Source organism: Alcanivorax sp. S6407 (assembly GCF_023016115.1).
Lineage (GTDB): Bacteria > Pseudomonadota > Gammaproteobacteria > Pseudomonadales > Alcanivoracaceae > Alcanivorax.
Genome location: NZ_JALKBH010000002.1, coordinates 889,946 through 905,104, shown reverse-complemented (window position 1 = coordinate 905,104; position 15,159 = coordinate 889,946). Strand labels below are relative to the sequence as shown.

The 15,159-nt window shown below is 59.3% G+C and carries 18 protein-coding genes; 11 read left to right on the top strand and 7 right to left on the bottom strand.

From position 1 onward, the window contains the following. Positions 1 to 56 precede the first annotated feature (56 nt). The 5 genes from MWU49_RS07365 to ettA form a co-directional block, all read right to left on the bottom strand. Positions 57 to 1,097 carry a methyltransferase domain-containing protein gene (locus tag MWU49_RS07365; protein WP_246970091.1) on the bottom strand — a complete coding sequence of 347 codons (1,041 nt, stop codon included), beginning with the start codon at positions 1,095 to 1,097 and terminating at the stop codon, positions 57 to 59. A 156-nt stretch (positions 1,098 to 1,253) separates the two neighbouring features. Further along, positions 1,254 to 1,484 carry a zf-HC2 domain-containing protein gene (locus tag MWU49_RS07360; RefSeq protein WP_246970088.1) on the bottom strand — a complete coding sequence of 77 codons (231 nt, stop codon included), beginning with the start codon at positions 1,482 to 1,484 and terminating at the stop codon, positions 1,254 to 1,256. Then, positions 1,478 to 2,080, bottom strand: coding sequence for a sigma-70 family RNA polymerase sigma factor (locus MWU49_RS07355; protein ID WP_246970086.1), 603 nt, complete (start codon positions 2,078 to 2,080; stop codon positions 1,478 to 1,480). The genes MWU49_RS07360 and MWU49_RS07355 overlap by 7 nt, the downstream gene beginning before the upstream one ends. Positions 2,081 to 2,084: 4 nt before the next feature. Next, the gene (locus tag MWU49_RS07350) at positions 2,085 to 2,444 is read right to left on the bottom strand and encodes a PilZ domain-containing protein (protein ID WP_246970083.1); all 360 of its coding nucleotides are present in this window, start codon (positions 2,442 to 2,444) and stop codon (positions 2,085 to 2,087) included. An 82-nt stretch (positions 2,445 to 2,526) separates the two neighbouring features. Continuing rightward, entirely contained in the window at positions 2,527 to 4,194 is a 1,668-nt protein-coding gene (gene ettA, locus MWU49_RS07345; RefSeq protein WP_246970081.1) for an energy-dependent translational throttle protein EttA, read from the bottom strand. A 276-nt stretch (positions 4,195 to 4,470) separates the two neighbouring features. On the opposite strand from ettA, the gene glyA reads away from it, so the two are divergent. Genes glyA through nrdR form a run of 3 tightly spaced genes read left to right on the top strand, consistent with a single transcriptional unit; the run spans position 4,471 to position 6,658 of the window. Beyond that, the gene (gene glyA, locus MWU49_RS07340) at positions 4,471 to 5,727 is read left to right on the top strand and encodes a serine hydroxymethyltransferase (RefSeq protein WP_246970078.1); all 1,257 of its coding nucleotides are present in this window, start codon (positions 4,471 to 4,473) and stop codon (positions 5,725 to 5,727) included. Between the two features lie 42 nt (positions 5,728 to 5,769). Then, positions 5,770 to 6,126, top strand: coding sequence for a four helix bundle protein (locus MWU49_RS07335; RefSeq protein WP_246970075.1), 357 nt, complete (start codon positions 5,770 to 5,772; stop codon positions 6,124 to 6,126). A gap of 49 nt (positions 6,127 to 6,175) precedes the next feature. Beyond that, entirely contained in the window at positions 6,176 to 6,658 is a 483-nt protein-coding gene (nrdR, locus tag MWU49_RS07330) for a transcriptional regulator NrdR (RefSeq protein WP_246970072.1), read from the top strand. 146 nt (positions 6,659 to 6,804) lie between these two features. Here the strand turns inward: nrdR and MWU49_RS07325 are convergent, their stop codons facing one another. Beyond that, complete coding sequence (locus MWU49_RS07325) at positions 6,805 to 7,758, bottom strand: sodium-dependent bicarbonate transport family permease (protein ID WP_246970069.1); 954 nt, start codon at positions 7,756 to 7,758, stop codon at positions 6,805 to 6,807. Continuing rightward, a complete protein-coding gene (locus MWU49_RS07320; protein ID WP_246970066.1) occupies positions 7,742 to 7,948 on the bottom strand; it encodes a hypothetical protein in 207 nt (68 codons plus the stop codon). Before MWU49_RS07320 ends, MWU49_RS07325 begins: the two co-directional genes overlap by 17 nt. A 95-nt stretch (positions 7,949 to 8,043) precedes the next feature. Between MWU49_RS07320 and MWU49_RS07315 the strand changes: the two genes are divergently transcribed. The 8 genes from MWU49_RS07315 to MWU49_RS07280 all read left to right on the top strand — a co-directional run bounded on the left by MWU49_RS07315 (position 8,044) and on the right by MWU49_RS07280 (position 15,016). Further along, positions 8,044 to 9,012: a LysR family transcriptional regulator gene (locus MWU49_RS07315; RefSeq protein ID WP_246970062.1), complete on the top strand. Its 969-nt coding sequence runs from the start codon at positions 8,044 to 8,046 to the stop codon at positions 9,010 to 9,012. Positions 9,013 to 9,021: 9 nt separating this feature from the next. After that, positions 9,022 to 10,137 (top strand): bifunctional diaminohydroxyphosphoribosylaminopyrimidine deaminase/5-amino-6-(5-phosphoribosylamino)uracil reductase RibD, encoded by a 1,116-nt coding sequence (gene ribD / locus MWU49_RS07310; RefSeq protein WP_246970060.1) that lies wholly within the window; start codon positions 9,022 to 9,024, stop codon positions 10,135 to 10,137. Positions 10,138 to 10,308: 171 nt separating this feature from the next. Next, positions 10,309 to 10,974 (top strand): riboflavin synthase, encoded by a 666-nt coding sequence (locus tag MWU49_RS07305; protein WP_246970058.1) that lies wholly within the window; start codon positions 10,309 to 10,311, stop codon positions 10,972 to 10,974. Between the two features lie 166 nt (positions 10,975 to 11,140). Then, entirely contained in the window at positions 11,141 to 12,250 is a 1,110-nt protein-coding gene (ribBA, locus tag MWU49_RS07300; protein WP_246970056.1) for a bifunctional 3,4-dihydroxy-2-butanone-4-phosphate synthase/GTP cyclohydrolase II, read from the top strand. A gap of 142 nt (positions 12,251 to 12,392) precedes the next feature. Further along, positions 12,393 to 12,863: a 6,7-dimethyl-8-ribityllumazine synthase gene (gene ribE, locus MWU49_RS07295; RefSeq protein WP_246970054.1), complete on the top strand. Its 471-nt coding sequence runs from the start codon at positions 12,393 to 12,395 to the stop codon at positions 12,861 to 12,863. Between the two features lie 64 nt (positions 12,864 to 12,927). After that, complete coding sequence (gene nusB / locus MWU49_RS07290) at positions 12,928 to 13,407, top strand: transcription antitermination factor NusB (RefSeq protein ID WP_246970052.1); 480 nt, start codon at positions 12,928 to 12,930, stop codon at positions 13,405 to 13,407. A 49-nt stretch (positions 13,408 to 13,456) separates the two neighbouring features. Next, positions 13,457 to 14,416: a thiamine-phosphate kinase gene (gene thiL / locus MWU49_RS07285; protein ID WP_246970050.1), complete on the top strand. Its 960-nt coding sequence runs from the start codon at positions 13,457 to 13,459 to the stop codon at positions 14,414 to 14,416. Positions 14,417 to 14,530: 114 nt separating this feature from the next. Continuing rightward, positions 14,531 to 15,016, top strand: a complete 486-nt coding sequence (locus MWU49_RS07280; protein ID WP_246970047.1) for a phosphatidylglycerophosphatase A — start codon at positions 14,531 to 14,533, stop codon at positions 15,014 to 15,016. Positions 15,017 to 15,159 lie beyond the last annotated feature (143 nt).

Here is a 15,159-nt window from a genome sequence, read left to right as displayed (position 1 = left end):
CCCTCTACAGGGTTTTGCCTTTCGAAACTCGTTACTCGTACCTCGCCATTTTGTTCTTAGCAGCAGCTCGCCGCGCCGCCTTCCTCGTTATCTTCAAACGGTACATTCAATCCGCAGCCTTCGAAGATGCCGTAGTGGGTATCGAAGTTGCCGATGAATTCAAAGTGTTCGGCAAAGCGGCTTTTTTCCAGCATCAGCCAGGTGTTGCCGCAGACGGGAAATACCTTGCCGGTTTCGATGATGTGGTGATCGTCGAGCATGAAGGCGTGCGGACAGTTCTCCATCGTGCCCTTGTAGATCACCGCCTGGCCATAGTCCTCACAGGCGGGTTCCAGGTTCTCAATATTGAACAGCCGGTAGGTGGCAGAGTAGAAACGGATGTTGCCGAGCTTCTTTTCGATGGCCGGGTTTTCGATAGTCAGGCGGCGAGACTCCACCAGACGCGGATCGGCAAAACCGCTGCGCTTGCCCAGGTTGATAAAGTCATTCCAGTAGAGAGCGCCGGACAGGCATTCGCCATACAGCACAGGGTCATTCACCAGCGCGCTTGGTACCCGGCGATCAGCGTAGACATCAGAAAAATAGAATTCGCCACCGGGTTTGAGCAGGCGCTTCACATCGGCCAGTACCTTGGCCTTGTCCGTACTCAGGTTGATCACACAGTTGGAAATAATGATGTCGAAGTAACCATCCTCGAGATCCAGTTGATCCAGTTCTTCGATGTAGCCTTTCAGGAAGCGCACGTTACTGTTGGCGTAGCCGAAGACATCACGATGGTAATCCTGGTGGCGGCGAGCGACGTCCAGTTGTTCGTCGGTCATGTCCACGCCGACCACTTCGCCTTGCTCTCCGACCAGTGCTGACAACAGGAAGACATCACGGCCGGAGCCGCTGCCAAGATCAAGAATACGCATGCCCTTGAGTTGTTCCGGAGCCACCAGGCCGCAGCCGTAGTAGCGCATCACCACTTCGTCATGCAGTTGTGCCAGCAGCGGCTTCAGGTGCTCCGGGGGTTCCTGGTCGCAGCAGGCGTTGGTCTGCAGGTCTTCACTGGATTGCAGCTGTTTGCCGTAGTAATCCTGTACGTCATTGCGCATCGGTGTCTCCAGACGTGCGTCTTGGTATCGAAATCGGGCTCGTCAGTCGCAGGGTATATACCGTGTCGACATGTTAAAGGGCTTGTCGGTCAACGAGGATGATAAAAATTGCATTTGGCGGGTAGTAGCGGTCAGAAAACGTGAAGAACACGTGAGTCAGGATTTGCTGTCCAGCTGATTCATCACCTTGCTAACCTGATCGTCGCTGACGGGTGGTGGTGTCCTGTTCCGCAATGAGGCCACCAGAGATTGTAACTGGCGGACATAACGGCGACAGTGATGACACATCATCAAATGCAGGCGCAGGGCGAAACGCTCACGCCAGCTTAGCGGCGTACCGTCCACCAGGGCGTCGGCTTTTTCCACCACCTCTTTGCACTTCAGCACTCGCCTGTCTCCTGAAAATGATCCACCAGCTCAAACAGCCGGGCCCGGGCCCGGTGTAACAGCACCCGGACATTGGATGCACTGATGTCGAGCATGTTACAGATGGAGTCGAAATCCATGCCCTGCATGTCGCGCAGTTCCAGTACCAGTCTCTGGTTCTCGGGCATGCCGTCCAGGCACTTTGCCATGCAGTGGCGCAGTTCGTCGCGGGTGAGCAGGGAATCCGGGCCGCCCAGATCCCATTGCCGGGGGGCATGCTGCCAGTGGCCGCCTTCGCGGAACCGGTGGGCGAGGACATCGTTGTCGTCAGTGGGGTCAAACTGGATTTCGCGGCCCTGCTTGCGCAGCATCATACGCGCCTGGTTGATGACAATGCGGGTCAGCCAGGTGCGCAGCTGGCTGCGGCCTTCGAACTTGCCAATGGCACGGTGCGCGGCGATCCAGGCGTCCTGGACGGCTTCTTCGGCATCGGCGGGGGAAAGCAGGGAGCGGGCGGTGGAAAGCAGAAAACCGTGGTGCTCTTTGACCAGTTGGCCGAAGGCGGTGCGATCGCCCTGCTTCAGCCTTGCAATGAAATCTGGGGCATCCAATTGCAAAAGATCAGTGCTCCGGGCTCAGCAGGCTGGCCGGGTTGTCATCCCCTTCATCGCCGTCGTTGAGCATGACCAGACGACGCAGATGCTGCATGTCATCCACTGAGGGCTTCTCGAACATGATGCCGATATCCAGCCCTTCCTGACGCTTGACGCGACCGGGCAGGGTGAGGGCGATGTCGGTATCTTCGAGAACAATCTTGAGAGAAATCGGAGAAGCATCGGGCAGGGCCAGCGGGATTTCACTGTGCACCCGGGCGCCAAGAACAGACAGATCCTGCAGTTCCACACTGAAACTGTCTTGCTGGAAGATCAGGGTCGCCTCACCATCAAATTCGATGCGGTTGACCCGGCGCCGTTCGCTCATGAGCGTTTCCTTCTTCCTTCTGCTGCCAGCCAGGCTGGCCCGCGACCTGCCCCGGCACGGCTGCCGGGGCGGCCGCAACGGGTCAGACGTCGATCCGTTTGTACTTCATGCGCTTGGGCTGCAGGGCTTCGTCGCCCAGCTGCTTGCGCTTGTACTCTTCATACTCGGTGTAAGAGCCTTCAAACCACTCTACTTTAGCATCTCCTTCAAAAGAAAGAATATGCGTTGCGACACGGTCCAGGAACCAGCGATCGTGCGAAATCACGATGGCACAGCCGGGGAAGGCCAGCAGTGCTTCTTCCAGCGCCCGCAGGGTTTCCACGTCCAGGTCGTTGGTGGGCTCATCGAGCAGCAGCACGTTGGCGCCCTGCTTGAGCAGCTTGGCCAGATGCAGACGGTTGCGCTCACCACCGGACAGCTCGCCGACCCGCTTCTGCTGGTCGCCGCCCTTGAAGTTGAAGCGGCCCAGATAGGCCCGGCTGGGCACTTCATAGTTGCCGATGCGCAAGATGTCATTGCCGTCGGACACTTCTTCCCACACGGTTTTCTTGCCATCCAGGTCTTCGCGGCTCTGATCCACGTAGGCCATATGCACGGTTTCACCGGTGGTGATTTCACCCTTGTCCGGAGTTTCCTGGCCGGCCAGCATGCGGAACAGGGTGGTCTTACCAGCACCGTTGGGGCCGATGATGCCGACGATGGCACCGCGCGGCACCTTGAAGCTCAGGTCTTCGTAGAGCAGCTTGTGGTCGAATTCCTTGGCCACGCCATTCAGTTCGAACACCTGCTCACCCAGACGCTCACCCGGCGGGATGTACAGTTCCTGGGTTTCGTTGCGCTTCTGGAATTCCTGGCTGGCCAGTTCCTCGAACGCGGCCACACGGGCCTTGTTCTTGGCGCGGCGGCCTTTCGGATTCTGGCGCACCCACTCCAGTTCCTTTTCCACGGTCTTGCGGTGGGCGGATTCGCTCTTGGCTTCCTGCTCCAGACGCTGCTCTTTCTGCTCCAGCCAGGAGGAGTAGTTGCCTTTCCACGGGATGCCTTCGCCGCGGTCCAGTTCCAGAATCCACTCACAGGAGTTGTCGAGGAAGTAACGGTCGTGGGTCACCGCCACCACGGTGCCGGGGAATTCGTGCAGGAAGCGCTCCAGCCAGGCCACGGATTCGGCGTCCAGGTGGTTGGTGGGTTCGTCCAGCAGCAGCATGTCCGGGGCGCTCATGATCAGGCGGCACAGGGCCACCCGGCGGCGCTCACCCCCGGAGAGGTGTTTGACGCTGGCTTCCCAGGGCGGCAGACGCAGGGCGTCGGCAGCGATTTCCAGCTTGCGCTCCAGGTTGTGGGCGTCGCTGGTTTCGATGATGGCTTCCAGCTTGGCCTGCTCGGCGGCCAGCTTGTCGAAGTCGGCGTTTTCGTCGGCGTAGGCGGCGTACACCTCGTCCAGACGCTTCTGGGCGTCGAGAATCTCGGACAGGGCCTCTTCCACGATCTCGCGGACATTCTTCTCCGGATCCAGCTCCGGCTCCTGGGGCAGGTAGCCGATCTTGATGCCGGCCTGGGGCCGCGCCTCACCAAGGAAATCCTTGTCCACTCCGGCCATGATCTTGAGCAGGGTGGATTTACCGGAACCGTTCAAACCCAGCACGCCGATCTTGGCGCCGGGGAAGAAGGACAGGGAAATGTCTTTCAGGATGTGCTTCTTGGGCGGGACAACCTTGCCCACCCGATCCATGGTGAAGATGTACTGGCTCATAAACTCCGACCGCAGTGTCGTTAAGTGTGCGGGGCGGCGTGTTTTGTCGTTAAATGCACAAAAATGGGTAGCCTGGGCCCCGGCGGAATGGCGCCTAAGCTAACGGAAAGTGCTCTGGAGTGAAAGGCCGCAGGCCCCGGAATGGGGCGATTTGGCCGGGTTTGGCGGTATGAGACAGCCGGCAGGTTCTCTTGAGGCGTCTTCATGTGTCTTTAGCGGCAGTTTTGGTTAGAATACGCGCCCTCGAATCCACCAAATATTGCGCAGGGTTAGCCAATGTTCCCGAAATCCATGTCCATTGCCGAGTTCGATCCGGAAATCCAGGCGGCCATCGAGGCCGAGGAAGTGCGTCAGGAAGAGCACATCGAACTGATCGCTTCTGAAAACTATGCCTCCCCGCGGGTCATGGAAGCCCAGGGCTCCGTGCTGACCAACAAGTACGCGGAAGGCTACCCCGGCAAGCGCTACTACGGCGGCTGTGAAAACGTGGACGTGGTGGAGCAACTGGCCATCGACCGTGCCTGCCAGCTGTTCGGCGCCGACTGGGCCAACGTGCAGCCGCACTCCGGTTCCCAGGCCAACGCCGCCGTTTACATGGCCATGCTGCAAGCTGGCGACACCGTGCTGGGCATGAGCCTGGACGCGGGTGGTCACCTGACCCACGGTGCCAAGCCGAACTTCTCCGGCAAGACCTACAACGCGGTTCAGTATGGTCTGGACACCGAGACCGGCCTGATCGACTACGAGCAGGTAGAAAGCCTGGCTCGCGAGCACAAGCCGAAAATGATCGTGGCGGGTTTCTCTGCCTATTCCCAGGTGGTGGACTGGCAGCGTTTCCGCGATATCGCCGACGAAGTGGGTGCGATCCTGCTGGTAGACATGGCCCACGTGGCCGGTCTGGTTGCTGCGGGTGTGTACCCGAGCCCGGTAGGTATTGCTGACATCACCACCACTACCACCCACAAGACCCTGGGCGGTCCCCGTGGTGGTCTGATCATGGGCAAGGCCAACGAAGAGATTCAGAAGAAGATCAACTCTGCGGTATTCCCCGGTGGCCAGGGTGGCCCGCTGGAGCACGTGATTGCCGCCAAGGCGATCTGCTTCAAGGAAGCCATGCAGCCTGACTTCAAGGGCTACCAGCAGCAGGTAGTGAAGAACGCCCAGGCCATGGCCAGCGTGTTCATCGAGCGCGGTTTCGACGTGGTATCCAACGGCACCGAGAACCACCTGTTCCTGCTCAGCCTGATCAAGCAGGACATCACCGGTAAAGATGCTGACGCCGCCCTGGGCCGCGCCTTCATCACCGTGAACAAGAACGCCGTCCCCAACGACCCGCGTTCCCCGTTCGTCACCTCCGGCCTGCGCATCGGCTCCCCGTCCATCACCCGCCGTGGCTTCAATGAAGCCGACGCCAAAGAACTGGCCGGCTGGATCTGCGACATTCTCGACAACATGGGCGATGAGTCTGTGATTGAGAGTGTTAAAGGGAAGGTGAAGGAAATCTGTGCGCGTTTGCCGGTGTATGAGCGCTGAATTAATAGTTAATAATGAATAATTAATAACTGGAGGCCAAGGATGGCTGAAGGTAATGCAGCGCGGGAGAAATCCCGCGCTTTTGCTTTGCGGGTGGTGAATAGCTATCGCTTTCTGCAAAGTGAAAGAAAAGAATATGTGCTTAGTAAGCAGTTGCTGCGTAGTGGTACAGCAATTGGCGCGATGCTTCGTGAAGCGGAATATGCTGAAAGTCGTGCTGATTTCGTGCACAAGCTGCATATCGCATTAAAGGAAGCCAGTGAGACTGATTACTGGATAGACTTGTTATGCGATTCTGGTTATTTCAACCCTGAAGCTGGAGCTTCATTGCAGGCGGATGCCGAAGAGCTGATCAAGCTTTTGACCGCCATCATCAAAACCACCAAGGCTCGCAGTTAATGGTTTTTAGCTATTAACTATTAATTATTAACTATTAATTGAGGTTCCCATGCACTGTCCTTTCTGCGCTGCCCAGGACACAAAGGTGATCGACTCCCGTCTGGTGGCTGATGGTGGGCAGGTGCGTCGGCGGCGGGAGTGTTTGAGCTGTAATGAGCGTTTTACCACGTTCGAGACTGCTGAGCTGGTGATGCCACGATTGGTAAAGTCCGATGGCACACGTCAGCCGTTTGATGAGGCCAAGCTGCGGGCGGGGATGTTGCGGGCGCTGGAGAAGCGGCCAGTGAGTATGGAAGATCTGGAGGCGGCCATCAGCCGGGTCTGTCACCGTCTGCGCGCTACCGGTGAGCGAGAACTGCCCGCCCGGGAATTGGGCGAGTTTGTCATGGAAGAGCTGCAGCAGCTGGATGATGTCGCCTACGTGCGTTTTGCGTCGGTATACCGCAGTTTTCAGGATATCTCCGAGTTTTCTGCCGAGGTGGATCGTCTGCGTAGCAAGGGCGGCAGCAAAGACGACGATCAGGAAAAGTAGCGGCCCCCTGCCGTCCTGATGGGCCATCGACGATGTTGCCCATCGCAGCCATTCTTGTTTTTGTCTTGTGATGTTTTCCCCAGACGGCAGCCTGGTGGCTGCCGTCTCTCTCTTATGATTTTCTTATTGCCAAACTGGCAGACTGATCATGGGCTGATGGCACTCCCCTGAAGCCACTGGGCCAGGAGCAGGTAAAGAGGAATGCCGGCCAGCACATTGAACGGAAAAGTGATGCCCAGAGAGGCCGCCATGGAGAGTGTGGCGTTGGCCTGGGGCAGCGCTACCCGCATGGCGGCAGGGACGGCGATGTAGGAGGCGCTGGCGCCCAACACTGCCAGCAACGTCACACCGCCCACCGATAAACCCAGTCCATGGCCGAGCAGGGAGCCCAGTCCTCCTGCCAGCAGGGGCATGAAGACCCCGAAGGCCGCTAGGAAAGGGCCGTCCTGTTTCAGTGCGCTGAGCTGTTCGGTGGTGATGAGCCCCATTTTTAACAAGAACAAGGCCAGCGCTCCCTGGAACAGGTCCATGAAGAAGGGAGTGATCTTGATGAGGCTGCCCCCGGAAAATGCGCCAATGAGCAAGCCGCCCACCATCAACACAATCCCCGGACTGAGGAGCGTTTCATGGGCCAGTTCACGGCTGGCGAGCCCCGCAGACAGTCCTCTGGCCAGCACCAGTCCGACAATGATGGCCGGGATTTCCAGCAGCACCACGAACAGGGGGAAGTAAGCCTCATAGGTGACCCCGGCGGCATCCAGTACTGCCACGGCCACCGCGTAGGTAGCGACGCTGACGCTGCCATAGTGGGCGGCAATGGCGGCGGCATTGATCTTGTCCAGGCCGCCAATCTGACGCAGCAGGGGAAAGGCCAGCAGTGGCAAGGCGGCACCAAAGCCAATCACTAGCAGCGACTGCCAGACGATCCGCGCGCTGGCATGTTCCGCGAGGGCGGCACCGCCCTTGAGACCGATGGCCAGCAGCAGAAACAGTGTCAGGCTCTGATACAGGTCGGTGGGGAACGGCAATCGTACCTTCAGTACCCCTGCGACCAGACCCAGCACAAAGAACAGCACCACCGCATCAAGCTGCATGGGCATCCCCCTCGCCAGCGGACACGGCCGTAGTGTCGGGCTGGCGACCAGCCAGCCAGGCCAGCGGCAACAGCGCGCCGCCAATCACACCCAAAGGGGCGCCGGCATGGCCGTTCAGGGACAGGGTGGCGGCTAGAGCCAGATTGAGCAGTGCTACCAGGCTGATAAACAAACGTTGACGAGTAATCAGTGACATAGGGCCTCCCTTATGAAAACGGGGGCATTATCCAGAGAAGCAATATTAGATAAAAATAGATACTATCTAGTTTTTATATAGACAAATATCTAATCATGAGTCGATTGCACGCCCGGGTGGGCACCCTGAGACAACTGGAGATCCTGCTCGCGGTTCACGATACCGGTACGGTCACGGCTGCCGCAGAGGCGCTGCACCTGACGCAGCCGACGGTGTCCATGCAGCTGCATAAGCTCGCGGATGCCATGGGGATTACCCTTTATGCGCAGCATGGCCGAAAGCTGCGCTTTACCGACGCAGGCCTGGCGGCGGTCGCCTCTGCTCGCCGGGTAATGGAGGAATTCGAACATCTGGATATGACCCTCGCGGATCTGCGTGGGCTGAAAGCCGGTACCTTGCGGTTGTCAGTGGTCACCACCGCCAAATACTTCGTGCCGCATCTGTTGGGGCCGTTCTGCGAGCGTTATCCCGGGATTGAGGTGTCATTCCATGTGGGCAACCGGGAGCAGATCATCGAGCGGCTGGAGGCGGGGCTGGATGACTTCTATGTGTTCAGTCATGTTCCGGGCGGGTTGTCGTTGGAGTCCAGTGCGTTCCTGGATAATCCGCTGGTGGCCATTGCTGCCGAGGGGCATGCGTTATCACGACAGCCCGCGCTGAGCCTGAAGGATATTGCCAGAGAGCCATTCTTGATGCGCGAGTCGGGTTCCGGCACCCGGCATGCCATTGAGCAGTATCTTCAGCAGCAGGGACAAGCGCTGAACGTGAAAATGACTGTAGAAAGCAATGAGGCTATCCGTCATTCGGTGATGGCTGGGCTTGGTATTTCGATCCTTTCCGCCCATACCCTGAATCTGGGTGGGTGGGTCGGCCTGTCGCCGTTGCGCGTGGAAGGGTTGCCTATCGTGACCCAATGGCACCTGGTCAGGCCCTCGCGCAAGCGTCTTTCGGTGGTGGCTGGCGCGTTCCAGCAGTTCATGGAAGAACAGGGGCGGGCCGTGCTGGCAGATTTTGTTGAGGATGCGGGTCGCTTTGTTGCGGCATCCGGGGCCGGCATCAAGTAGAATATGCCCATGTTCACCGACTTTGACCGCCAGATGATGGCGCGGGCCCTGCAGTTGGCCCGTCGCGCTCTTTATACCACCGACCCTAATCCACGGGTGGGTTGTGTGCTGGTGCGTGATGGCGTGATTGTCGGTGAAGGTTTTCATGTTCGCGCCGGTGAGCCCCATGCCGAGCGTCATGCCCTGGCGGCTGCCGGTGACAAGGCCCGCGGCGCCACCGCCTATGTCACCCTGGAACCCTGTTCCCATACTGGCCGTACCGGGCCCTGTGCCGATGCGCTGGTGGAAGCGGGGGTCAGCAGGGTGATTGCGGCCATGCAGGATCCCAACCCCCAGGTAGCAGGGCAGGGACTGAAGCGACTGGCGGATGCCGGTATCGATTCGGCCTCTGGTCTGCTCGAAGACGAAGCCCGTGCACTCAATCCCGGCTTTATTTCCCGCATGACCCGCCAGCGTCCCTTTATCCGTATCAAGATCGCCGCCAGCGTGGACGGTCGTACCGCCATGGCCAGCGGCGAATCCCAGTGGATCACCGGCCCGGCTGCCCGTGAAGATGTGCAGCGCCTGCGGGCGAGAAGTTCGGCAGTGGTTACTGGTGTGGGTACGGTGCTGGCGGATCGCCCCTCCTATACGGTGCGCCCGGATCAGTGGGTGCTTACTTCCTATGACAATGACTGGGTGCGCCAGCCGCTACGGGTGATTCTGGATCGCACCCTGCGCACGCCCCCCAATGTGCCGGTAGTGAGTGCGCCGGGGCATTGTCTGCTGGTGGCCGGGGAACGTCATGACGGGCGCCAGAATGCGCTGGAGTCTGCAGGGGCTGAGGTGATCCATTTACCGGCCTCTGGTTCCGGCATCGACCTGCAGCAGTTACTCAAGGAATTGAACCGGCGCGAATGCAATGAAGTGCTGGTAGAATGTGGCGCCACGCTGGCCGGGGCCTTTGTTCGTGAAGGGCTGTTCGACGAACTGATTGTCTATATGGCGCCGGCCTTGCTGGGTTCTTCGGCCCGCCCCCTGCTGGGGCTGCCGCAACTGGCCAGCATGAGCGAGAAGGTGTCGCTGCAGTGGCAAGATGTACGGATGGTGGGGGATGACCTGCGCCTGACGCTCGTTCCAGCCTGACAAACCCTGCTGTAGGAGCGTCGCTGGCGGCGCGATCAATCAGTATCGAGTTGCGAGTAACGAGTTTCGAAAGGCAAAACCAGTAGATGGCACGGTCTGAAGGTTTTCGCTTCTCGCCTTAAATATCGCGCCGCGAGCGACGCTCCTACGGAGAGATGAAGAGGTTTTTGCATGTTTACCGGCATTATTGAAGCCATGGGTACCGTGGCCGCGATGACCCCGAAAGGCGGGGATGTGACCCTGCTGGTCAAGAGTGATGACCTGGACTTTGGCGATGTGCAGCTGGGTGATTCCATTGCCGTGAACGGCGTCTGCCTTACCGCCACCGCGCTGCCGGGCGGTGCTTTCGAGGCAGATGTGTCCGGCGAGACCCTGTCGCTCACGTCGCTGAAGCAGATCACCGTGGGCAGCAAGGTGAACCTGGAGAAGGCGCTGACCCCGACCACCCGGCTGGGCGGGCACCTGGTCAGCGGCCATGTGGACGGGCTCGGCAAGATTGTCGAGATGAAGCAGGATGCCCGCTCCGTGCGTATCGATATCGAGGCGCCCAAAGAGCTGGCCAAATACATTGCCCACAAGGGCTCCATCACCGTGGATGGCATCAGCCTGACGGTGAACAGTGTGTCTGGCGCGGTGTTCTCACTGAACATCATCCCGCACACCCAGGACATCACCACCATCGGCCAGTGGAAGGTGGGGACGCCAGTGAACCTGGAAGTTGATATAATCGCCCGCTACCTGGAGCGCCTGCTGCTGGGAGAAAAGGCCGCCGAGCCCACTTCCCAGGGGATTTCCATGGCGTTTCTGGCGGAAAACGGGTTTTTGAAAGGCAGTTGAAAGTGAAAAGTTGAAAGTTAAAACGCGGTTAAGAGCAGTGCTAGCCTGAAAGGTGAGCGCCGCGATTCCCGGTAATGCGCGGGCTCGGCATGGCCACCAGGCAGGACCTGATCCGAGCTTTTCAACTTTGAACTTTAAACTTTCAACTCCAACAGCGAGTGAAGTTATGCAGCTCAACAGTATTGAAGAACTGATCGAAGATATCCGTCAGGGCAAGATGGTTATCCTGATGGACGATGAGGATCGTGAGAACGAGGGCGATCTGGTGATGGCGGCGGAGCATGTGGATGCGGCGGCCATCAATTTCATGGCCAAGTACGGTCGTGGCCTGATCTGTATGCCCATGTCCCGCGAGCGCTGTGAGCTGCTGGAACTGCCTTTGATGGTGCAGAGCAACGGCAGTGGCTTCGGCACCAAGTTCACCGTGTCCATTGAGGCTCGTGAAGGGGTGACCACCGGGATTTCTGCCGCGGACCGCGCCCGCACCGTGCAGGCAGCGGTGGCCCGCAATGCCAAGGCCTACGATATCGTGCAGCCGGGCCATATCTTTCCGCTGATGTCCGAGCCTGGTGGCGTGCTGCGCCGTGCCGGTCACACCGAGGCGTCCTGTGATCTGGCCCAGCTGGCCGGGTGCGAGCCCGCCGGGGTGATCTGTGAAGTCATGAACGAAGATGGCTCCATGGCCCGCCGTGAAGATCTGGAAGTGTTTGCCAAGGAGCACGATCTGAAGATCGGTACCATCGCCGACCTGATTCAGTACCGTGCTCTCAACGAAAAGACCATCGAACAGGTGTCCGACAATGTGCTGGATACCTGGTACGGCGATTTCCGTCTGGTGGCGTTCCGCGACACCGTGGATGGCCTGACCCACGTGGCGCTGGTGAAAGGCGAGATCAACGAAGAGAAGGAAGTGACCGTGCGGGTGCATCAGGTGGATCCGCTCCGCGATCTGATGAGCGCCAAGATGAATGGTCGCACCGGTTGGAACATGCACCGGGTACTGGAAGCGGTATCCGATGCGGACGCCGGCGTGGTGATCATTCTCGGTCAGGATTACGATTCCCAGGACATGGTCGAGCGTCTGGAGACTTTCTTTGGCGGCGCACCGCGCAAGCCCAAGGGCGAATCCCGTGCCTACCGCAATATCGGCACTGGCTCCCAGATTCTCAAGGCTCTGGGTGTGCGCAAGATGCGCCTGCTCAGCTCCCCCATGCGCTTCAATGCACTCAGTGGTTTCGATCTGGAGATCACCGAGTACGTGGACGCAGGTAGTTAATAGAACGCTGGATGCCAGACGCCCGAGGCCTGACGCTAAAACCCAAAAGCGTTCGGCATCAGGCTTCGGGCGTCTGGCGGCTAAATGAAACCACTGGAAGCACTTGGGTTGCCAGGCGTGACCAGCGATCAGGACAAGACACATGCAAAACATCAAGACCCTTGAAGGTTCCCTGAACAACGTTGGCGGCCGTTACGGTATCGTTGTTGCTCGTTTCAACAGCTTTGTGGTGGAAGCCCTGCTGGAAGGCGCTGTTGATGCGCTGGTGCGTCACGGTGTCAGCCGTGATGACATCGAGATCATCCGTGTGCCGGGTGCCTGGGAGCTGCCGGTGGCGGTGAAGAAAGTGATCGAGAAGCGTGATTATGACGCGGTGATCACCCTGGGTGCGGTGATCCGTGGTGGTACTGCCCACTTCGAATACGTGGCTGGCGAAGCCGCCAAGGGCCTGGCTGGCGTGCAGAACGCCACTGGCGTACCGGTGATCTTCGGTGTGCTGACTGTCGACACCATCGAGCAGGCCATCGAGCGTTCCGGCACCAAGGCCGGCAACAAGGGTGCCGAAGCTGCCATGTGTGCGCTGGAAATGGTTTCCCTGTTCAAGTCGCTGTAATCAAACCGGACGTCTGACACCGGATACACGACGCGGCCTCTCCCGGACGGGGGAGGCTTTGTTAATGCGGTATACGCACCAAGAGATTGTTATGAGCCAAGCCACACCCGCTGCCCGTCGCAAGGCACGCCGTTTTACCCTTCAGGCGCTGTATCAGTGGCAGCTGGCCGGTGCCAGTGTCACCGATATTGAAGCCCAGTTTCTGGCGAATAATGATTTTGCCAAGACCGATCGCGAGTACTTCCACGCGCTGTTGCATGGTGTGCCGGGTCAGGTAAATGAGCTGGACGAGCTGCTGACACCGTTTCTGGATCGTCGGGTGGAAGAGCTGTCTCAGGTCGAGAAGGCAATCCTTCGCATGGGCGCGTTCGAGCTGAAAGAGCGTATTGATGTGCCTTACCGGGTAGTGATCAACGAAGGAATCGAGCTGGCCAAGGTGTTTGGTGCGGAAGAATCCTTCAAGTACGTCAACGGTGTGCTCGACAAGTTGGCGCGCAAGCTTCGCTATGAGGAAGCCTCTGAACGCCCATCCAAAGACGACTAGCATGCCCGCGGTTCTCCAACCCTTTGCTGGCCCCTGCTAGACTGGCGGCATGACTTCCGCCTCCTCCCCCGATTCGCCGCTGGATGAGTTCTCGCTGATCCGGCGGTATTTTCACCGCGATGCTGTACTTGCCGGGCAGGGTGACTCTGTTGTGCTTGGCCCCGGCGACGATGCGGCTATCCTGACCCCTCCAGCGGGCCAGCAACTGGTCATGACCCAGGACACCAGTCTGGAAGGCCGGCATTTTCCTGAAGATATGGATGCCGCCGATGTGGGCTACCGTTGTCTGGCGGTGAACCTGTCTGACCTTGCCGCCATGGGCGCCACTCCGTTGTGGTTTCTGCTCTCACTGACGCTCCCGGAAGTGAACGAAGACTGGCTGGCTGACTTTTCCCGCGGCATGTTCGAGCTGGCCGATGCCAGCGGCATTGCCCTGGTAGGCGGCGATATCACCCGCGGTCCGCTGGCGGTGTCGATTCAGGCCTCCGGTGCGGTGCCCGCCGGGCAGGCATTGTTGCGAAGCGGCGCCCGGGCAGACGACGTAATTTGTCTCGGCGGCGTTACGGGTGCCGGCTTGCATGGACTTCATCTGTGGCAGCAAGGCGTGCGTCAGGGGCCGGCGATCGATCATTTTCGTCGTCCACAACCGCAGCTGGCGCTGGGTCAGTCCTTGCGCGGCCATGCCACAGCCTGCATTGATATTTCCGACGGGGTGCTGGCAGACCTGAACCATTTGCTGGACCGGTCCGGTGGGCTAGGGGCGTTACTGGATGAGGCGTCTTTGCCGCTGGATACTGCTATCCTTCGCGACTGTCCCGTTGATGAGCAGCGCCGACTACAGCTGCAGGGGGGCGATGATTATCTGTTGCTCTTCACCCTGCCGGAAGGCGAGCCAATACCTGCCGGCTGCCATGCCATTGGTCGCATCGAAGCGCAGCCGGGGATTCGGCTGGCGACCGTGGCGGGGGAGAGGATGACCCTGGAAGCGAAGGGTTGGCAGCATTTTTAGCAAGAGAAGCAACACGCAGCACGCTTCATGCTGCACGCGACAAGATTCGCCACACGCAGCACGCTTCATGCAACACGCAAAAACCAAGATCAAAAAACAGAACAGAGGAAGTCCATGGAACTGAAACGGCCGCAGATGAAGAACCCGGTGCATTTTCTGGCCTTTGGTTTTGGTTCCGGGCTGGCGCCGGTGGCGCCGGGCACGTTCGGGACGGTGGCGGCCATGCCGATCTGGTGGCTGTGCGCCCAGCTGCCCCTGTGGGGTTACCTGCTGGCGACGCTGCTGGTCATCGCGGTGGGTCCCTATCTGTGCGGCAAGACGTCCCATGACATGAATGTGCATGATCATCCTGGCATTGTCTGGGATGAGATCGCGGGTTTGCTGGTCACCATGATCGCGGTGCCGGTCACGCCAATGGGGGCGCTGGCCGGTTTTCTGGCGTTCCGCTTCTTCGACATCATCAAGCCCTGGCCCATCGGCTGGCTGGATCGCCGGGTTGAGGGCGGTTTGGGCATCATGGTGGATGATCTGCTGGCCGGTGTGTATGCCGCGGTGGTCATGCAACTGCTGATTTACTTCCTGCCGGCCTGGTTCTCCTGACCTGCCGTTGAGCGGCCCTGCCGGGCTGTGTCATTCGTCGGCTGCCGGCATCTTCCGGCAGCCAATGCCGACTGCGTCACTCTCCATCCGTGCAATTTGCTGCATTCTGACATGATGTCGTTCTGTCACTACCGTTCGGAGAT

Excerpts from the sequence above, each read along its gene's own strand:
- MWU49_RS07320 (WP_246970066.1), bottom strand. The coding sequence starts at position 7,948 with ATGTCACTGATTACTCGTCAACGTTTGTTTATCAGCCTGGTAGCACTG.
- ribE (WP_246970054.1), top strand. The coding sequence starts at position 12,393 with ATGCAAAACATCAAGACCCTTGAAGGTTCCCTGAACAACGTTGGCGGC.
- thiL (WP_246970050.1), top strand. The coding sequence starts at position 13,457 with ATGACTTCCGCCTCCTCCCCCGATTCGCCGCTGGATGAGTTCTCGCTG.
- MWU49_RS07365 (WP_246970091.1), bottom strand. The coding sequence starts at position 1,097 with ATGCGCAATGACGTACAGGATTACTACGGCAAACAGCTGCAATCCAGT.
- glyA (WP_246970078.1), top strand. The coding sequence starts at position 4,471 with ATGTTCCCGAAATCCATGTCCATTGCCGAGTTCGATCCGGAAATCCAG.
- MWU49_RS07315 (WP_246970062.1), top strand. The coding sequence starts at position 8,044 with ATGAGTCGATTGCACGCCCGGGTGGGCACCCTGAGACAACTGGAGATC.
- MWU49_RS07325 (WP_246970069.1), bottom strand. The coding sequence starts at position 7,758 with ATGCCCATGCAGCTTGATGCGGTGGTGCTGTTCTTTGTGCTGGGTCTG.
- ribBA (WP_246970056.1), top strand. The coding sequence starts at position 11,141 with ATGCAGCTCAACAGTATTGAAGAACTGATCGAAGATATCCGTCAGGGC.
- MWU49_RS07350 (WP_246970083.1), bottom strand. The coding sequence starts at position 2,444 with ATGAGCGAACGGCGCCGGGTCAACCGCATCGAATTTGATGGTGAGGCG.
- nrdR (WP_246970072.1), top strand. The coding sequence starts at position 6,176 with ATGCACTGTCCTTTCTGCGCTGCCCAGGACACAAAGGTGATCGACTCC.
- MWU49_RS07280 (WP_246970047.1), top strand. The coding sequence starts at position 14,531 with ATGGAACTGAAACGGCCGCAGATGAAGAACCCGGTGCATTTTCTGGCC.
- ettA (WP_246970081.1), bottom strand. The coding sequence starts at position 4,194 with ATGAGCCAGTACATCTTCACCATGGATCGGGTGGGCAAGGTTGTCCCG.
- nusB (WP_246970052.1), top strand. The coding sequence starts at position 12,928 with ATGCGGTATACGCACCAAGAGATTGTTATGAGCCAAGCCACACCCGCT.
- MWU49_RS07335 (WP_246970075.1), top strand. The coding sequence starts at position 5,770 with ATGGCTGAAGGTAATGCAGCGCGGGAGAAATCCCGCGCTTTTGCTTTG.
- MWU49_RS07305 (WP_246970058.1), top strand. The coding sequence starts at position 10,309 with ATGTTTACCGGCATTATTGAAGCCATGGGTACCGTGGCCGCGATGACC.
- ribD (WP_246970060.1), top strand. The coding sequence starts at position 9,022 with ATGTTCACCGACTTTGACCGCCAGATGATGGCGCGGGCCCTGCAGTTG.